This window comes from Bacillus sp. CDB3 (genome assembly GCF_002081505.1).
Classification (GTDB): Bacteria; Bacillota; Bacilli; order Bacillales; family Bacillaceae_G; genus Bacillus_A; species Bacillus_A cereus_AT.
Genome location: NZ_ALBR01000097.1, coordinates 196,649 through 214,334, shown reverse-complemented (window position 1 = coordinate 214,334; position 17,686 = coordinate 196,649). Strand labels below are relative to the sequence as shown.

Sequence of the window (17,686 nt, the reverse complement as noted above, 5' to 3'; positions counted from 1 at the left end):
CGTCTGACCATTGATGTTAAAAAATTTAAAACCCCTAAATATTATTCAACTGTTATCTAAAATCAGTAAGCGTTTACATAAATTGCAATTTATAAAAGGTAGCCTCTTCTCTCCTACCATACTTGAAAGTCTGAAATTGATACCACCTACAAATCAAATTGTAAGCGTTATCTAGGCGAAATGCAATATAAATTTTAAAAGATTTTTATATGTTAATATATTCCTAATTAATTGGTTTTTTTATGTAATTTAACCATAAAAAATAGCCCTAGCTATGAACTAGGACCATCCTTTTTTACCCCGCTTTAACGGGCAGTAAGACCCCACCTTAAAATTCAGAGAAACCAAAGAAGTTAGGTGGGTGATTAACTGCCCGTAAAAACCCGATTGGTTCAACTAATAATCAGCGGGGGATAAAGTCCCCCACTGATTAAAGTTTCACTTTATAACATAACACCAACGATAATCGCCGATAAAAGACTTACTAATGTCGCACCGTATACAAGTCGTAATCCGAATGATGAAACAACGTTTGATTGGTTTTCATCAATCCCTTTCGTTGCACCTGCGATAATTCCGATAGATGAGAAGTTTGCAAATGATACAAGGAATACAGAAAGAATACCTACTGTACGAGCTGATAATTCACCAGCTACTTTTCCTAGATCAAGCATCGCAACAAATTCGTTCGATACTAATTTTGTTGCCATGATTTGTCCCGCAGTTACCATTTCTGATTGCGGGATACCCATTACGAATGCTAATGGAGAGAAAATATAACCTAAAATAGCTTGGAATGTAATACCGAACATTGAATCAAACAAGCTATTGATTGCTGTAATTAACGCTACGAAACCAAGTAACATTGCTGCTACCGTAATCGCAATCGTGAAACCAAGCATAATATATTCGCTTAACATTTCAAAGAATGACTGCTTTTTCTTATTTTCTAACTTCAGTGTATCTTCTTCTTCCGTAATATCGTACGGATTAATAATATGAATAATAATGAAACCACTAAATAAATTTAATACAAGTGCTGTTACTACATATTTTGGCTCAATCATTTTCATATAAGAACCAACAATCGACATCGATACTGTCGACATTGAAGATGCACATAGTGTATATAAACGATGTTTTGGGATTTTACTTAACTGATCTTTTACTGTAATAAATACTTCTGCTTGTCCAACAATTGCAGCCGCTACTGCATTATATGATTCTAATTTCCCTAAACCATTTACTTTACTTAGCAAAGTACCAATGGCACGAATAAATATCGGTAAAATTTTAAAGTGTTGCAGAATTCCAATTAAAACGGCAAAGAATACGATTGGTAATAAAGCTGTTAAGAAGAATGAAACCTCTCCTTTATTAACAAGACCACCAAATACGAAAACGATTCCAGATTCCGCATATCCAAGAAGCGCTCCAAATCCATCTGAAATTCCTTTTACTAAAATATAACCAATTGGCGTATTTAATAAGAAATACGTTAACGCTAGCTGAATAACAAGCATAATCGCGATTGGTTTATACTTAATCTTCTTACGATCAGAACTTATAAGAAAACCGAGTACGAATACAACAAGTAATCCTACAAGAAACATAACAAACTTCATTAATAAAATCCTCCATTTAACTCTTCATTAACGTTGAACGTCTGACTACTTAAAACAAGAAATAATCCGAACTTTCCATTTCCCCTTCAAAACCTTCCATCGGATATGAAAAACCATAAAATCTCTTGTCTCAAAGCCATTTTCCATTCTAACACAAATTACAACTCACATCCGCAATTTTCTTAAAAAAATTACATTTTATTATAAAACCCTCGTTAATGTTCGTCTTTTCCCTCTTCCCCTCATTTATTACTACAAAAAAACGAGCATCAAATTTCTCTGATGCTCGTTCAACCTTTTATCCCGCTATTTGCCGAACAGTAAAACTCCACTGATTAAAGTTTCACTTTATTATACAGCTTTTTCTTTGTCTGCTACTACTGGCTTGTCCCAGCACTCTGTATTGTTTAAACCTGGAATAGACTCCGCATAAAAGACTGGATCTTTTCCTTGTTTCTTTTGCTTTACGTAATCTGATAATGCTGCAAAAGCATACTTAGAAAGGAATACAATCGCAATTAAGTTAATGACAGCCATAATACCCATGAATAAATCTGCTAAGTCCCAAACAATTTGAATTGTTGCTACAGAACCTAACATAACCATACCAAGTACAGCAATACGATAAACATTTAGTAAAACTTTACTTCCATTTAAAAACTCAATATTTGTTTCACCATAGTAGTAGTTACCTACTAATGAACTAAATGCAAATAGGAAAATTGCAACTGCTACAAATATAGAAGCCCACGGTCCGATATGTTGACTTAATGCTTGTTGAGTTAATTGAATTCCGTTTAAATCAGCCGCTCCAGGCACATCTGATAATAAAATAATAAATGCTGTACAACTACAAATTAATAATGTATCTGTAAATACCCCTAAAGTTTGAATGAAACCTTGTTTAACTGGGTGCGTTACGTTTGCAGTCGCAGCTGCATTCGGCGCACTACCCATACCAGCTTCATTTGAGAATAATCCACGTTTTACCCCTAGTAAAATCGCAGCTCCTAATCCCCCGCCTACTACTTCTTTAATTCCGAAAGCATGTAAGAAAATTTCTTTAAATACATACGGAATTGCCGTAATGTTTGTTACAACAACGAATAATGCAACTGCTACATATATAATTGCCATTACTGGAACAATCATTTCAACTGCACGAGCAATTCGCTTAACCCCACCAAAAATAATGATTGCAAGTAAACCAGCCATAAACAGACCTACAAACTTACCATCTGTGTTAAATGCTCCATCAAAAGCCGCCGCTACTGTGTTTGACTGCACGGCATTGAAAATTAATCCGAAACTCACTGTTATTAAAACAGAGAAGACAACCCCTAGCCAACGTTTTTTCAATCCTTTTTCCATATAATACGCTGGGCCACCACGGAATGCATTCCCATCTTTCACTTTATAAATTTGCGCTAATGTGCTCTCTACAAATGCAGAGGCACCCCCAATTACCGCGATTAACCACATCCAAAATACAGCACCTGGACCACCCGCTGAGATTGCAATAGCTACACCAGCTAAGTTACCAGTCCCTACACGAGAAGCTGTACTCATACAAAATGCTTGGAATGATGATACACCACTTTTTTCTTTTTGCGCTTTTCTTGTCTTTGAACTTGCCCCGTCCCCAAGTAGGCGAATCATTTCTCCGAAGTAACGAATTTGGACAAATTTCACACGAAACGAAAAGTAAAGTCCTAATCCAATTAACATCGCAATAATGATATATGACCAAAGGACATTATTCACATCCCCAATTACCTTAGCTAAAAAATCCATACTTGTATTGCCCCCTCTTCCTAACAATAAGAAAATTATATTCTAAAAACTTTTAGTAATCAAGAATTTTCGACAAAAACATGTTAGGTTTCATAACATGGTAATGTTAACAATTATAACATCCGCATTTTTTATAGACATTATATCAATCGTCTTTTAGCCTTAATATCATTAATCACAACAAAAAAACGAGCATCGAATTCGTCTCGATGCTCGTTTTTTATTATACTGCTTTTTCTTTATCAGTTACCGCCGGCTTATCCCAACACTCTGTGTTCGTTAAACCAGGGATAGAATCTGCACTGAATACTGGATCTTTCCCTTGTTTCTTTTGTTTCACATAGTCCGCTAATGCTGCATACGCGAATCGCCCAAGAAGTGTAATCGCAATTAAGTTTGTAATTACCATTAGACCCATAAATAAATCTGCCATATTCCATACAACTTGAAGCGTCGCAACAGAACCGAATAATACCATTCCCACTACCGCAATACGGTAAATTGTTAACCAAGTTTTACTTTGTTTAATGAATTCAATATTCGTTTCACCATAATAGTAGTTTCCTAGAAGTGAGCTGAAAGCAAATAGGAAAATGATAATCGCTAAGAAGCTACTTGCCCACGAACCGATTTGTGAACTTAATGCATTTTGTGTTAATTCAATACCTTCTAAATTCGTTGCTTTATATGCACCAGAACATAGTACGATAAATGCTGTTGATGTACATACTAAAAATGTATCTACTAATACTCCAATCGTTTGAATAAATCCTTGTTTAGCTGGATGTGTTACATCCGCTGTTGCAGCCGCATTCGGTGCACTACCCATACCTGCTTCATTCGCAAATAATCCGCGCTGAATACCAAACTTCATTGCAGCACCAATACCGCCACCTACAGCTGAATCTAAACCGAATGCACCTTTAAAGATTTCTGTAAACATATCCGGTATTAAATAATAATTTTTAATAACAACGAAAATAGCTACTGCAATATAAACAATTGCCATCGGCGGAACAATCATTTCTGACATACGCGCAATACTTTTCACACCACCAAAAATAATAACCGCAACTAATACCGCAAGTACAATCCCTACAACATAACGCTCAATACCAAATGCATTTTTAAATGCTAATGTAACTGTATTTGCTTGTACTGAGTTGAAAATTAAACCGTAACTAATTGTAATAAGGATAGAGAACCAAATTCCCATCCAACGTTTATTTAAACCTTTTTCCATATAATAAGCAGGACCACCACGGAAGCCACTGCCATCTTTTATTTTATAAATTTGCGCAAGCGTACTTTCTACGAAACTTGAAGACGCCCCAATAATCGCAATAACCCACATCCAAAATACAGCTCCAGGTCCTCCCATAGAAATAGCTAGCGCTACCCCCGCTAAGTTCCCGATACCAATACGAGCTGCTGAACTCATACAGAACGCTTGGAATGACGATACACTTCCTTTTTTACGTGTCTTACCAGTTAACCCATCACTCATTAATCGAATCATTTCCCCTAAATGAGTAATTTGTACAAATTTTAATTTAATAGAAAAATAAAGCCCTAAACCAATTAACATTGCAATAAGAATATATGACCAAAGAATTGTATTCGTTGATGAAACGAATTGTTCTAACATATTCATACAATTATCCCCCTCCTTTTATCCATAAACCGAATTATATTCAAAAAATATTCAAAAATCAACATTTTTCGACATCTAGCAACTTCCAAATATTAGGTCGCTTCACATGAATACATTGTTCTTTTATGACTCCACTTTCAGTAGCTGTGCATACTAAAACAAAAAATAATTTCATAAACAACACCATTGACAAAAATATATAACTGTAACTATAATGGTTACATCAGGTTGTAACAAACCCAATTACATTACATTCATTCATTTCAGATATACACTTTAACAAACACTTTGGAGGGATTTATTATGAAAATCGGAATTATCGGAGCAACTGGTAAAGCTGGAAGTCGTATTTTAAAAGAAGCATTAGATCGTGGACATGAAGTAACTGCAATCGTAAGAAACGCTGCAAAAATTACAGAAGAAAATGTAAAAGTTTTAGAGAAAGATGTATTCGCTCTTACATCTAACGACCTACAAGTATTTGATGTAATTGTAAATGCATTTGGTGCTCCAGCAGGTCAAGAACATCTTCACGTAGATGCAGGAAACGTACTTATTGAAGCTGTGAAAGGTGCACCTAATACAAAATTACTTGTAGTTGGCGGAGCTGGTAGCTTATTTGTAGACGAAGAGAAAACAACACGTGTATTTGATACACCAGGTTTCCCTAACGAATACCTTGCAACAGCTCAAAATCAAGGTAAAAACTTAGAAATTCTAAAGCAAACAAACGATATCACTTGGACATTCATCAGCCCTTCTGCACTATTCGCATTAGGAAAACGCACTGGCTCTTATAAAGCTGGCAAAGACAACCTTCTTGTTAACTCAAAAGGTGATAGCTACGTAAGTTACGAAGACTTCGCAGTAGCAGCACTTGATGAAATCGAAAATCCAAAACACGTAAACGAACGCTTCACAGTTGTTTCTGAAGCTGAATAATAAAAAAAGCTCGTAAAACGTTATGTTTTACGAGCTTTTTATTACTTTTAAGCTTTTACTTCTTTCATACCTTCTGTTCTTTCAAAGCCTTTTTCTGTTATGTTGAAGAATAAATTTGTCTCTATTTTCGCTTTACCCTGACCGATAAAGTTATCCTTTTGATACCAATTAAAGCGATCTGATTCTGCGTGATACACCTTAACAACGTCACCGTACTCGAATCCTAACCCATTAATCACTTTTGCAAATTCTCCTGCATCTTCAACACCTTTTACAGCAACTTTCTTTTTCTCAATCCCATTTCGATCTAGTAGTGTAAACTCAAAATACATCTCTTCTTTAAAATAATAATGTACTTGATTCAAATCAGCTGTCGCACTAAACTTTTTCTGATTGTGTTGTATTGTTACAATCGATTTAATATCCGTACCATGATTAAGCCCTTTAAATACTAAACTGTCTCCATATGTTACTTCTACCGGAACTTCTGTCACTTTCTTATTCCCAAAACGATCTTTCGTTTCTACTTTTACTGTTTGCTTACCGATTTTTGATGTATCTGGTTTTTCTACAAAACCGATTACTTCTCCATCTTTCACTTCAACAAACTTCTTCGCATCTAATGTTTCATTATTTGTTCCGATTACTACTTTTTGCGGATTCACTTTTATTGTTTGTTCCCCTTCTAACCTTTCAAATCCGTTTTCAGTAATTTTGAAGACTAGTTCCTGTATTTCTTTATTTTTCCCTTCTCCCACATATACATCTTTTTGATACCAATGTAAGCGAGAAGATTCTGCATGATATACTTTCACCACATCTCCATACTCAAATGCTAGTCCATTTACTTCCTTAGCAAAAGCTTTCGTATTCTCCATGCCTTTTACCGCTACATTTTTCTTCTCTCTTCCTTCTTGATCGTACAGTGTGAATTCAAAATATTTCTCGTCTTTAAAGTAATCGTGAATTAAATTCTTTGTATCTGTTGCACTAAATTTTTTCGTATCATGATGTAGCGTTACGATCGACTTCAGGTTCCCATCGTTATAGTTCAATCCATATACAAGTAAACTATCTCCATACGTTACCGCTAACGAAACTTCCGTCACTTTTTTATTTCCAAAACGGTCTTTCGTTTCTACTTTTACTTTTTGTTCGCCGATTTTTGATGTATCTGGTTTTTCTACAAAACCAATTACTTCTCCATCTTTTACTTCAACAAATTTTTTCGCATCTAATGTCTCACTGTTTGTTCCGATTACTACTTTTTGCGGTACCGCTTTTACTTCTTGTAAGGATTCCATTCTTTCAAATCCCTGTTCTGTTACCTTGAAAAGTAATTCTTTTTCTACCTTCGCCTTACCTTGATCAATAAAGTTATTGTTTTGGTACCAATTAAAGCGATTTGATTCTGCATGATATACTTTAACAACGTCACCATACTCGAACTCTAAACCATTAATCGATTTTGCGAATTCTTCCGCATTTTCAACACCTTTTACAGTTGCTTTCTTTTTCTCATTTCCCTCTTGATCTAATAATGTAAATTCAAAATATGTCTCTTCTTTAAAATAATAATGCGCTTGATTCGAATCAGCTGTCGCACTAAACTTTTTCTGATCGTGTTGCATTGTTACAATCGATTTAATATCCGTACCGTGATTAAGTCCTTTAAATACTAAACTATCTCCATAAATCACTTCTAATGGTACTTCTGTTACTTGCTTATTTCCAAAACGATCTTTCGTTTCTACTTTTACTGTTTGTTTTCCGATTTTCGTTGTAGTTGGCTTCTCCACAAATCCAACCACTTCTCCATCTTTTACTTGGACAAAGTTTTTTGCATCTAATTTTTCAGCATCTGCTCCGACTACTACTGTTTGTGGCAATGCTATTACTTCGTGCAAACTATTTTTTAATTCAAACCCTTGTGGAGTGATTTTGAAAAACTTTTCTTTTTTATTTCTATTCTCTGCAGGATTTACCAGCTTGTCATTTTGATACCAACTAAAACGATCCGGTTCCGCATGAAATACTTTCACGATATCTCCATATTGGAATTCACTCTCTTTCAATTGCGTAGCAATTTTTTTTGAACTTTCTTGTCCCTCTACAGAAATATTTTTCTTTTCATTACCTTCTTTATCGTATACTGTAATCTCTACATATTTTTCATTTTTAAATCGATGATGGAACGCATTAACACTGAAATCAACATCAATTTTCTTTTCATTATGAAGAAGCGTTATAACAGAATTCAATTCATTACCAAAACCTTTAACTACCATAGCATCCCCATAACGAGCATTGACTGGAACAGTTATTACATTCTTAATCCCTTTATTATCCTCAATCTCTACTAATACTTCCTGTTTTCCATTTTCTAATTTAGGCCATATAATCTTACCTGTTACTTTTACATTCTCACCTAAATTTTGAACAAGTTTACTTGCTAAATTCTCATCAAAATCCGTACCTACCACAAGATCTTGCACCACATTAGATGCTTCACCATATGGAATTTCATACGGCGCAACTTGCTTTTCACGAATATCATTACTATCTGTAGCTTTCCATATTTCTTTTTCTAATTTAGGTAAATTTAATTTTTCTATTTTTGCTCTAGTCTCATCATTCGGAGTCAATCCCCATTCTTCAAAGAAAGGAATTAAATTTTGTCCTGCCACTTTTGATGTCATATAAACAAACATTTGCTTTTTCTCTTCATCAGAAGTAGGCACTTCCTCCTTAGGTAACATACGATAAGCTTGATGCAATCTCGGATAAAAATGTTCTCCGTAAACTACATGCAATTGCCAAAACATTGTAAGAGGATCAAATTCATCAATTATTCTTTCTTCTATAGGTCTCTCTAAATACTCAAATGACTTTTTATAGTGCTCATCCATTTCTAATTCATTCCCTAATGCCTTTTGCACCACTAAAGAATAAATATTGACCGTTACTTCCCTTACCTTAGACCATTTCCATGGTTCTTGCTGATGTAAATGACCAACTTCATGCCACGGTCCCCAGCCATCCTTCTCAAGTACTTCTAAATCTAAAACTCTATTCATTGCAGTTGGAATATACCCTGTATGATAATGTGTCGCAAACATAAAGTTCCCTTCAGCAGGCTTCCGTTTTTCAACAAACTGAACATAATGAGTTGGAGATTTTGCCCCCCCAGCACCGTCCTCATATAATCCTGCCACTGCATTTTCCAAACGAATAATCTTATCATGCAATTTCATTAAATCTGTTGGATCCGTATTCTTCATATATTTCTGCACAGAATTGTAAGTAGTAGTAATTAAGCTTCTCTCACCTTTTAATTCAACTGCATAAGGATCCTTATATTTTTTTAACATTTCATCCCAATCTTTTTTCGTATGCTTACCTAAAATAAACAAAGGAAAGTGGTTACCACCATTCGTAACTGAAGCTGTTACTTCCCCTTCATTATTCATATTATAAAAATATAAAATACCGCCTCTTGGAGATGAAATAACGTTTTTCCCTGGTTTTAAATCAAACTCTTCTGGATCCTTTTCATCATAAGATCTCGTTCCTATGAAAGCTTGAATAGACTGCGTTCCTTTTATATCAATTGTAATCTCTTCATTTGGCGCCGCATAAATTCCAGTCGGCTCATTGGCAGAAAATTTCCAAGTTCCTCTTAAGCGCTCATGTTCTGCATCTACGCTACCTTTCCCCGGCAACTGAAATACTCTCTGCTCAAACTTATTCTCTTGAACCTCTTCTAATTTCCCACCTTTAACCTCTTCCAAAGGTGCCGCATATCCTTTCGATGCTCCGAAAGCTACTGGCGATAATAGTGTAGATATGCATATACCAGCTACTAATACCCTACTCTTTTTCTTTGACATAATCTGTGTCCCCTGTCCTGTTTTTAGACAAACCATCCTATACATTCATTTAATGTAAAATCCTATTATTTTTATAAAAAAATTTAAAGAATAGACTAACACCTCGCTCACCTATATCAATTACTACCGCATTTCTCCCCATGTATTCGCTTTCTTACATTGTAAAATTTTTATGTATTCTGCCTCCTCACTTCTCTCTACTTGTGATGAGTTCTCTTCGTACATAAAAAGAGAATAATAAAAGATACCTTTCAGTATTGTCATCTATACATCTCAAAATAAAAATAGCAATAGAATCTTACATTTTCTTCATGTATGACCATCTATAGGTAGTTTTTCCAACTGAATTGTACACGCTTTACACTTTGTTTGATAGCCTTTTCAATCAGAAGAATGTTACAATCTTGTGAATTTAATCTATTAATCGCAACGTTAAGATTTTGTCATTTATATAATATTTTAAAATAATTAATTATCCCTCACTTAATCTTTAACTTTATAAATGAATTATGCATATTTTTTCGTTTAGGTTAATATTACATTTCTATAAGATTACTCCTAATATTATAATGTCCAACTTTTATCATTTGATGTTATTTTAAAGTAAAAAACCCGTCTCCAAAAGACAGTTTTCTTTCGTGACAGGCTCTCCTTAATCAAATATACGTTTCATACTGATTACATACCTTTTGTAGAATAATACGATCAATATATCCTATGTCTAAAGTAGTCTGCGTACCATATCCTCTAAAAAAGGTTAGGCTTTATTTAATACAGGTAATTCTATTAACACTTCTCCAGAATGATTTTTATTATTACTAAGCTTAATCTTTCCATTATGCTGCTTTATAACTTTTTCTGTAAATGTTAACCCTAGCCCATAATGACTATTATTAGTACGTCCGTAATTTTCTGTATAAAATAATTCAGTTCCCTTTTGTAATGCTCCTTCTGAAAATCCTGGTCCGCCATCAATTATGATAAATTGAATTGTTTCTTTTTCTTGCTTAATTATAAATTTTACTGTCTCATTTTTGGGAGTTCTTTCAACCCCATTTATGAGTATATTATTTATTGCTCTAATAACTAAATGAACATCTAAAAAAAGACTTGTCCCTTTCACGGTTTTATTTTCTACGCTTATGTTATTATTCACGAAATATTTCACTTCATCTTCAATTAAACTTGTAAATTCAATAACAGAAACTTCCTCTTTACTTAATAGTATTTCTTTCTTGTTGAGATTTATATCTATTACTTCCTGAATGTATAATTCTATTTGTTTTATAGCACTCATAATATCACAAAAATTTTCTTCTAAATCATCATTCATTGATATTTCTAAAAGTTCAATATTACCTTTTACAATAGTTAGCGGAATCTTTATATCATGTATCAAATAACTAATTTGCTCTGCCTTTGACCTTTTACTTTCGATTTCACTTTGTACTGATTTTACTAAAGCTTCAGATAAACTCTGCATCGCTCCCATAACATCCTTATACTCAGTAAATTTAACTTCTGGAAATTCAAAATTAAGATCTCTTTCTTTTATTTTTTCAGTTACGCTTATAAGTTTTTGATTTTCTTGGATAATCACTCTGCTAAACTTTCTAATATTGATAATAAAATAAACACAATATAAAATAATAGCCAAAACTGATAATATCACTCCTGGATTAGGAATTGACTTTCTTAATTTTAAATTTGTAAATTGAACTTTTAACGTATAATGTATCAGGATTATTTCATTTTTACTATCATATCTTAAATAAGAGCTCGATTTCCCATTATCTGTATAACGAAAAACTTTTTTTACTTCTTCCATATTACTAGGACTCAAATTACTTTTAACAATTTCGTTTGTATTTTTACTAAAAATTGCATAATCTAATTCCGGCGGGATAATATCAGGATTAATATTTTCTGAATTCTCAATTATGCTCTTGATTTTTTCTGATTGTTTTATCGGCGCATTTGCAGGCAGAAAAAAATTATTATTAATCCCTATTGTTACAATATTTACGTTTAATAATATAATAATTAAACCCACAAAAACTATTTTCACAATCCATTTAAAAAAATAAACGGATAACGTTTTTTTCATCCCCATATATAGCCTACTCCCCAAACTGTACTTATAGGAGATACATTAAATTGAGCAAATTTTTTTCTAATTACTCTAATATGTTCAATAATAGTTGAAATTTGAGATTCACTTTCTATTGAATAAATTGATTCATAAATATATTCTTTTGAGAATGTCTTGCCTTTGTTGAAAGCCAACAGTTCACATATACTATACTGTGTCTTTGTAAAATTCACTTCTTCCCCTTGAACCATGATTTTTTTCGCTTCTAAATCGATTAAAATATCACCATCAATAAATGTACTATTACTATCTCTCCTTGGTCGCCTTTCCCTACGTAAATGTGCCTCAATACGAGCATTAACTTCATGGATACTAAAGGGTTTTAGGATGTAATCATCCCCTCCAATAGCTAACCCCTTGATAATTGAACTTTCATCACTTTTTGCTGTCATAAATATGATTGGTATGTCAATCAACGGTCTTAATTTTTTACATATTTGAAAGCCATCTTCTCCCGGCATCATTACATCTAGTAGGATAAGATTAAATTTATTTATTTCCTCTAAGGTAATATCATTTAAACTTTCAAGAGCTGTAACTTCGTGTTTCTTTAATTCTAACGCTTTTTTATTAACCTTAAGATCGCAACATCATCATCAATAGTTAAGATCTTAGCCATACTCTAGCACCTTCTCAATATTAAAATTTAATTTGTCATCGTTTTAATCATTAGCTTTTCTTCCATACCAATTTTTAAACCAAAAAATACTTATTATTATAATGGTAAAAATCACTGAGGATACACATCCCTTTAATATACTTGTAGAATTTATATAGTTATCTGTTATTGTTGATTGGCTAATTTCTGAATGACCAAATAGATATAGGCTGAAACGGTTTGGCCACGCCCAAGGTAAAAACATCCATACTTTATCTCCTATTGAAGTTACAGACAGCGCTGCTATAATTAATCCTGCAAAACCACCTATACTACACATCCCTATCCCATATTTATAACCAATAACTTGATAGAAAAAATATAGGAAAATACTACAAAGAGTGAATATAAGACCATTCAAAAAGTAGAGAGAAAAATTAATTTCATCCACTCCAACTAAATACTTCAAAGCTAACGTATAGGTCGAAATCGCTAAAAGTATAGCAAAGAAATAAGAAAGGATCATCATACTTATTTGACTGATAAAAGTGATAGTTTTATTTTTGGTTAATCCAAACATATTTTGAAAGTTCCCTGCTTCATCTTCAGAATCCGAAACAACTCCGCAAATAATTGATATGATAAGTGGTGTTCCTATGCCAAGTAATTCAAAGAAGGTTACATAAATAAACTGCGGATTTACTAGATCCTTTCTTGCTGATATATACGTCATCCAAATTCCTGATAAAGTTAAAGGAATAACTAGATGCAGCAACAAAAATAAGCTCCGATTTCTTTTCTTAAATTCTGCCAACAAACATCTGAAATATTGGGACATTTTATTTCACCTCTTGTTTCTCAAAAGATTTTGATGTTAAAAATGTAATGAAACAAAAGAATAAAAGACTTAACACGATAGCAATTGGTATCACAGAATTACTCAATAATCCACTGTTTTCTGGTAGAGGAATACCATTTGAATGAAGATGAGTTAAAGGCATCTCTAACCTCAAAGGCCATGCCCAGGGAACTAACCACCAATGTTCAGTTGGTGCATACAGTGTTCCTAAATTTAGATTAAGCATACAATTAATAAGCAAGGTTAAGAAAAGGTTGGTTTTGCGTGAAAGCCATAAACAAAACGGAATTTGCCATAGTGAAGTTATTAATGTCAATAATACTGCCAAAGTACAAGAAAGCAATGAAACTAAATACGGACTTGTCTGTATAAGTAAACTAGCAATGCTTATTATAACTATTAAACAAACAGAAGCTAGGAACGCTAACCATGATAAAAATAAAACTCTACTCATTTCTTTTTTTTTCAAATCTATTGGTGAGCCAATTATCGTTTTAAATCTCGTCGATTTTTTCTCTAGATTATCCAGAAGCCCTGCAGTAAGTGCGATGAACACTGAAAGCCATAATATTCCCCAATGATTAATAATTGTTTCTACGCTAAACCTTAAAATATCAGGGCCTCCTAGGAAACCAAAAGCAATTGCAATAAAGGAACATAATAAAGGAATAACTAACACCATTTTCCTTACATTTGTTCGTTTTGTTTTTATTATTTCCGATTTGACATATACATTCATTTAAAATCCCCCTATTGATTTCTATTTTTCCTCACAATATCTGTAAATAGTATTTCTAAATCTTCATGCGAGTCGCATTTTCCTTCATATCCTAAAATTCCATTACTTATAATACCTATATCATCAGCTAAATGTTTTACTTCAGATAACATGTGACTAGATAATAGAACTGTAATACCTTGTTTAGGAAAAGAACTGATAAGTTGTCTTAATTCCTGAATACCAATAGGATCTAATCCATTTGTAGGCTCGTCTAATATTAATAACTTAGGATTATTTAATATTGCTAAAGCAATACCAAGTCGTTGCTTCATCCCCATAGAAAAATTCTTTACTTTTTTATCTCCTGTATTTGTAAGACCAACAATCTCAAGAACTTCTTGGATTCGTTCTTTTGGTAGGCCTAGAATAATTGTTAAGACCTCTAAATTTTCTTTTGCCGTTAAATTTCCATATAGAGGGGCATTTTCTATTAAAGATCCTATATGAGCTAAATCATCCCTACTCCATGTATGCCCATCAAAAATTACTTCCCCAGATGTTGGATTAATTAGACCTGAAATTATTTTTAGTGTAGTAGATTTCCCTGCTCCATTAGGTCCTAATAAACCATAAATGGTATTCCTACGTACATTTATCGTTAATTCATTTAAAACAGTATCCCTTTTATATTTTTTGGTTAGTTGATTAATTTGTAAAATGCTTTGATTTTTCATTTCTAACAACTCCCTCTCTATTTCATACACAGATTTTATCAATTAAAAATCAAGGTTCTATCAATATTTAGAAATTTAAATTACTTACAGTTAACAAAAAAAACAGTTAAATTAAGGTTTTTACTCCTTATAACTTAACTGCCTTTACGCTGTTCTATAGACTTAATCTATTCTATTTTTCTATTTTCCTTAGTATCCTTTGTCCATATAATGTGTGATATGCGTAGGAGTATATTTTATCCTCAAAATCCCTATCAATTTTAAATATCCTATTAAAATGCAAATATCTGAATAGGAATACAGATGATAGTAGATTCCGAACAGAATCGTATTTTATGTTATAAGTCCAAACACTTGGCGAATGAATGTTTTCAGATTTTGGGCCGATTGATTCCTATGCATGACTTCCACACCTCTCAATATAGCGGTTGCTGTTTGGAATGATATTTGTCCCTCAGCATAGAGCTTACGTATTTCTTAATAAAAAGATGATTTTGTTCCACAATGTTATTCACGTATTTAGTAGTTTTTACATCAGAACCACTAATCAAACATTCGGACTCTTTTAATATATTTTTTACTTTTCTCTAGTTAGTTCATTTCGATTTTATTAAAAATAATTCCACTCATTTCTATCGCTGGTTTTATTATAAGAAAATACAACTCCCCGAATCATGGGGCTTGTTTTAGTATCCATGATTCGGGGTACAGTTCAAAATACCAATGCTTTTTCTTATCTTTTATATTGATTCGGCTTATGTGGTTCGTTTGGAGTATACGGTTTATTTGGTGTCTGTGGTCCTTCTGATTTTTTCCAACTTACCGCTAACTCTGGACTCGTTTTTTCTTCACTACGCTCAAGTAATACAACCGCATTTTGAATCGTTGGTGTTCCTTTATGTGCAATTCCTTGTAACTTCGTTAAATTTCCTGATACTTTAAAGCTAAATCCACCCGATGGCGTTTGTTTCGGAATTAAAATGCGGAATTTTTCTCCTACATTAAATTCAGTTTTTGCTTCGCCTTTTTCATTTACAAACTTCACGCCCTGTGGTGCACCTGTTGCCTGCACTTTATATGTTCCACTTTTCGCGTTTGTTTGCACTGTATATAAACCAGTTTCAAAAAACTCATCTTTTAATACTGCTTCTTGTTCTTCTGTAGGTGTTACACTCATCGTAATTTCTTGCATTTCCTCACTAGCGCTTGCTTTTGCAACTATATCTTTCGTTACCTTCTCTACATTTTTATTACGGAAATCTAAATCGTTAATATCAATTTGTTTTAACGCATTCCAAACCGCAAGCTGCGTTGCGTAATGTGCATCTCTCCAATCAGTTACTCCCAATTCTTGTGGGCTTTTTTGTGGATATCCATTTAATAGTACACGGTACACGTTAATATCCACTTTCCCCATTTCCGGTAAGTCTTGACCGCTTGGAGATTTCAAATCTACATTTAAGCAAAAGGCAATTTTGCCATCCGCTGTTTTAATAAGCTCAGTTCGAATTGGTTTCTTCTTCGACCTACTATAACTCCAATCCATTTCATACTTCGTATGATCCATAACTTCTGCGAATGCTTTTTGAAGTGGGAATAATAAGTTCGCAAATACAAATAAAACACTCAAAACAGTAGCTAATAGTTTAAACGATTGCTTTATATTCATTTTTACAACCCCTTATAAAATAACAAATTTACTCCTGTTTATTATTTAGTTAGAAATTTTTTTTATGCATAAACAAAACAAAAAAAAGAGTGCAAACTGTTTGCACTCTTCCCTCTTTACTTTAATCTTAGAAATCGAAGTTATCAGGATCTGGACCAACGCGGTGATTTTGGTTTAATGCATCGATCTTTTCCATATCTTCTTTTGTTAATTCAAAGTTAAATACATCAGCGTTTGCAATAATTCGGTGCTCTTTCGTTGATTTCGGAATCGTTACAACTTCATTTTGAAGATCCCAACGTAAAATAACTTGAGCTGTTGTCTTACCGTATTTATTAGCAATTTCTTGTAATGTTTCGTTATCTAATAATTGACCTTGCATTAGTGGTGACCATGCTTCCATTTGAATACCTTGTTCTTTACAGAAAGCTTGTAATTCTTTTTGCGTTAAACGAGGGTGGTATTCTACTTGGTTAATCATTGGTTTAATTTCTGCATCCTTCATTACATCTTGTAAGTGATGGATTTGGAAGTTACTTACACCAATTGCACGTACGCGCTCTTCTTTATAAAGTGTTTCTAGCGCTCTCCATGTATCTTTATATTTTCCTTCTACAGGCCAGTGAACAAGATATAGATCTAAATAATCTAGTTCTAATTTCTTTAAGCTTTCTTCGTATGCAGCAATTGTTGCTTCATATCCTTGGTCTGCGTTCCATACTTTTGAAGTGATGAATAAATCTTCTCTTGAAATACCAGTTGCTTCGATACCTGCACGAATTCCTTCACCTACAGCTTTTTCATTTCCGTAAATAGCAGCTGTATCGATACTGCGGTATCCTGCTTTAATCGCCGATTTCACAGCTTCCACAAGTTCTGGTCCTTCTTCTACTTTAAATACACCTAAACCGAACCAAGGCATTTCTACACCATTATTTAATACTGCTTTACTTTGTAAGTTTTTCATTTTATTTTCTCTCCTTTTATCCCGCATTAACGGGCAGTAAAATTCCCACTTTAAAATTCAGCTGAAGCAAAGACGTTAGGT

Annotated in this window: 12 protein-coding genes; 1 reads left to right on the top strand and 11 read right to left on the bottom strand. The window is 33.3% G+C overall.

What is annotated here, in order from left to right; translation table 11 throughout:
- Positions 1-443 precede the first annotated feature (443 nt).
- From CDB3_RS25210 to CDB3_RS25200, 3 genes are all read right to left on the bottom strand, one after another.
- The gene (locus CDB3_RS25210) at positions 444-1,625 is read right to left on the bottom strand and encodes a NupC/NupG family nucleoside CNT transporter (RefSeq protein ID WP_128856361.1); all 1,182 of its coding nucleotides are present in this window, start codon (positions 1,623-1,625) and stop codon (positions 444-446) included.
- Positions 1,626-1,976: 351 nt separating this feature from the next.
- The gene (locus CDB3_RS25205; protein WP_128856360.1) at positions 1,977-3,419 is read right to left on the bottom strand and encodes an alanine/glycine:cation symporter family protein; all 1,443 of its coding nucleotides are present in this window, start codon (positions 3,417-3,419) and stop codon (positions 1,977-1,979) included.
- A gap of 223 nt (positions 3,420-3,642) precedes the next feature.
- Positions 3,643-5,073 (bottom strand): alanine/glycine:cation symporter family protein, encoded by a 1,431-nt coding sequence (locus CDB3_RS25200; protein WP_128856359.1) that lies wholly within the window; start codon positions 5,071-5,073, stop codon positions 3,643-3,645.
- A 303-nt stretch (positions 5,074-5,376) separates the two neighbouring features.
- Between CDB3_RS25200 and CDB3_RS25195 the strand changes: the two genes are divergently transcribed.
- On the top strand, positions 5,377-6,015 hold the full coding sequence (locus CDB3_RS25195) for an NAD(P)-dependent oxidoreductase (RefSeq protein WP_128856358.1): 639 nt from the start codon (positions 5,377-5,379) through the stop codon (positions 6,013-6,015).
- Positions 6,016-6,062: 47 nt separating this feature from the next.
- Here the strand turns inward: CDB3_RS25195 and CDB3_RS25190 are convergent, their stop codons facing one another.
- From CDB3_RS25190 to CDB3_RS25155, 8 genes are all read right to left on the bottom strand, one after another.
- A complete protein-coding gene (locus tag CDB3_RS25190; protein WP_128856357.1) occupies positions 6,063-9,905 on the bottom strand; it encodes a putative mucin/carbohydrate-binding domain-containing protein in 3,843 nt (1,280 codons plus the stop codon).
- A gap of 757 nt (positions 9,906-10,662) precedes the next feature.
- Positions 10,663-12,018, bottom strand: coding sequence for a sensor histidine kinase (locus CDB3_RS25185; RefSeq protein WP_128856356.1), 1,356 nt, complete (start codon positions 12,016-12,018; stop codon positions 10,663-10,665).
- The gene (locus tag CDB3_RS25180) at positions 12,009-12,569 is read right to left on the bottom strand and encodes a response regulator transcription factor (RefSeq protein ID WP_256869945.1); all 561 of its coding nucleotides are present in this window, start codon (positions 12,567-12,569) and stop codon (positions 12,009-12,011) included. The genes CDB3_RS25185 and CDB3_RS25180 overlap by 10 nt, the downstream gene beginning before the upstream one ends.
- A gap of 150 nt (positions 12,570-12,719) precedes the next feature.
- Entirely contained in the window at positions 12,720-13,493 is a 774-nt protein-coding gene (locus tag CDB3_RS25175; protein ID WP_128856355.1) for a lantibiotic immunity ABC transporter MutG family permease subunit, read from the bottom strand.
- 1 nt (position 13,494) lies between these two features.
- On the bottom strand, positions 13,495-14,253 hold the full coding sequence (locus tag CDB3_RS25170) for a lantibiotic immunity ABC transporter MutE/EpiE family permease subunit (RefSeq protein ID WP_128856354.1): 759 nt from the start codon (positions 14,251-14,253) through the stop codon (positions 13,495-13,497).
- Between the two features lie 11 nt (positions 14,254-14,264).
- Positions 14,265-14,969, bottom strand: coding sequence for a lantibiotic protection ABC transporter ATP-binding protein (locus CDB3_RS25165; RefSeq protein ID WP_128856353.1), 705 nt, complete (start codon positions 14,967-14,969; stop codon positions 14,265-14,267).
- 733 nt (positions 14,970-15,702) lie between these two features.
- On the bottom strand, positions 15,703-16,638 hold the full coding sequence (locus CDB3_RS25160; protein WP_128856352.1) for a thioester domain-containing protein: 936 nt from the start codon (positions 16,636-16,638) through the stop codon (positions 15,703-15,705).
- A gap of 127 nt (positions 16,639-16,765) precedes the next feature.
- Complete coding sequence (locus tag CDB3_RS25155) at positions 16,766-17,605, bottom strand: aldo/keto reductase (RefSeq protein ID WP_128856351.1); 840 nt, start codon at positions 17,603-17,605, stop codon at positions 16,766-16,768.
- Positions 17,606-17,686: the final 81 nt, after the last annotated feature.

Excerpts from the sequence above, each read along its gene's own strand:
- CDB3_RS25165 (WP_128856353.1), bottom strand. The coding sequence starts at position 14,969 with ATGAAAAATCAAAGCATTTTACAAATTAATCAACTAACCAAAAAATAT.
- CDB3_RS25190 (WP_128856357.1), bottom strand. The coding sequence starts at position 9,905 with ATGTCAAAGAAAAAGAGTAGGGTATTAGTAGCTGGTATATGCATATCT.
- CDB3_RS25185 (WP_128856356.1), bottom strand. The coding sequence starts at position 12,018 with ATGGGGATGAAAAAAACGTTATCCGTTTATTTTTTTAAATGGATTGTG.
- CDB3_RS25160 (WP_128856352.1), bottom strand. The coding sequence starts at position 16,638 with ATGAATATAAAGCAATCGTTTAAACTATTAGCTACTGTTTTGAGTGTT.
- CDB3_RS25170 (WP_128856354.1), bottom strand. The coding sequence starts at position 14,253 with ATGAATGTATATGTCAAATCGGAAATAATAAAAACAAAACGAACAAAT.
- CDB3_RS25205 (WP_128856360.1), bottom strand. The coding sequence starts at position 3,419 with ATGGATTTTTTAGCTAAGGTAATTGGGGATGTGAATAATGTCCTTTGG.
- CDB3_RS25210 (WP_128856361.1), bottom strand. The coding sequence starts at position 1,625 with ATGAAGTTTGTTATGTTTCTTGTAGGATTACTTGTTGTATTCGTACTC.
- CDB3_RS25155 (WP_128856351.1), bottom strand. The coding sequence starts at position 17,605 with ATGAAAAACTTACAAAGTAAAGCAGTATTAAATAATGGTGTAGAAATG.
- CDB3_RS25195 (WP_128856358.1), top strand. The coding sequence starts at position 5,377 with ATGAAAATCGGAATTATCGGAGCAACTGGTAAAGCTGGAAGTCGTATT.
- CDB3_RS25200 (WP_128856359.1), bottom strand. The coding sequence starts at position 5,073 with ATGAATATGTTAGAACAATTCGTTTCATCAACGAATACAATTCTTTGG.
- CDB3_RS25175 (WP_128856355.1), bottom strand. The coding sequence starts at position 13,493 with ATGTCCCAATATTTCAGATGTTTGTTGGCAGAATTTAAGAAAAGAAAT.